Raw genomic sequence first — 959 nt, 5'->3', positions numbered from 1 at the left:
GCTGCTGCGGCTGGCCGCCGACTTCGGCTACGCGGTCGAGGAGCGCCGGATCTCCACCGAGGAGTGGGAGAAGAAGGCCGAGTCGGGTGAGCTGACCGAGGTCTTCGCCTGCGGCACGGCGGCGGTCATCACCCCGGTCGGGCACGTCAAGCACGCCGACGGCCGGTTCAGCGTGTCCGGCGGGGCGACCGGCGAGGTCACCATGAAGCTGCGCGACCACCTCACCGGCATCCAGCAGGGCCGGGTCGCCGACCCGCACGGCTGGATGGTCAAGCTCGGCTGACCGCCGCGAGCGCGATCGCGGCGCGCGCCAGCAGGACGCCGACGACGGTCCCGATGCCGTTCATCACCCAGTCGTTGGTGTCGCACGCGCGGCCGATGACGGGCACCAGGGCCTGCAACGCCTCGATCGCGGCGGACAGGCCCGCCCCGGCCGCGAGCACCAGCAGCGGACGCCGGGTGGCCAGCGTGGCGAAGAAGACCAGCGGGAAGAACAGCGCCACGTTGGCCAGCAGCTCCACCCTGCCCGGCGCCGGGAGGGCGAACTGGACCGTGCAGCCCACGTAGTCCGCTTGGCCGGTGGCGGTGGGGACGAGGGTCAGCGCGAGGACCGGCAGCGCGGACAGCGCCACCAGCGCCCACATGATCCGCTGCCCGTGCCGCCTGGCGCGCAGGAGCAGGTGGCCGACGCCGAGGCAGACGAGCGCGACCAGGAGCAGCGCCACCGGGACCAGTGCCGAGTGGTCGAGCAGGAAATCGGTGATCATGGGAGAGCCGATCATACGGCCCTCGCGGGCGGTCGTCGCCGATCATCATCCGGTGCTCACGGGGCGTCCGCGAGCGTGCTCACGGGCGCACTCACGGGGCCAGTGCGCACACCGCCAGCACCGCGAGCGTGGCCGTCTCGCACGCCGCCCCCAGCACGTCCCCGGTGACACCGCCGAAGCGCCTGCGCACGT

The 959-nt window shown here is 73.2% G+C and carries 2 protein-coding genes and 1 pseudogene; 1 reads left to right on the top strand and 2 read right to left on the bottom strand.

Features of this window, described 5'->3' with window-relative positions:
• A pseudogene (locus IEZ00_RS36250) lies at positions 1-283 on the top strand (branched chain amino acid aminotransferase); the annotation flags it as partial.
• Here the strand turns inward: IEZ00_RS36250 and IEZ00_RS05500 are convergent.
• Together IEZ00_RS05500 and IEZ00_RS36245 are read right to left on the bottom strand one after the other, a co-directional pair.
• On the bottom strand, positions 270-767 hold the full coding sequence (locus tag IEZ00_RS05500) for a VanZ family protein (RefSeq protein ID WP_189221967.1): 498 nt from the start codon (positions 765-767) through the stop codon (positions 270-272). The pseudogene IEZ00_RS36250 and the gene IEZ00_RS05500 overlap by 14 nt on opposite strands.
• 91 nt (positions 768-858) lie before the next feature.
• Positions 859-924 carry a hypothetical protein gene (locus IEZ00_RS36245; protein WP_506347062.1) on the bottom strand — a complete coding sequence of 22 codons (66 nt, stop codon included), beginning with the start codon at positions 922-924 and terminating at the stop codon, positions 859-861.
• Positions 925-959: the final 35 nt, after the last annotated feature.

The sequence above is a fragment of the Saccharothrix coeruleofusca genome (assembly GCF_014648515.1).
GTDB lineage: Bacteria > Actinomycetota > Actinomycetes > Mycobacteriales > Pseudonocardiaceae > Actinosynnema > Actinosynnema coeruleofuscum.
This window is presented reverse-complemented; position numbering and strand designations above follow the sequence as displayed.

Coding starts and splice junctions, on each gene's coding strand:
- IEZ00_RS05500 (WP_189221967.1), bottom strand. CDS start 767: ATGATCACCGATTTCCTGCTCGACCACTCGGCACTGGTCCCGGTGGCG.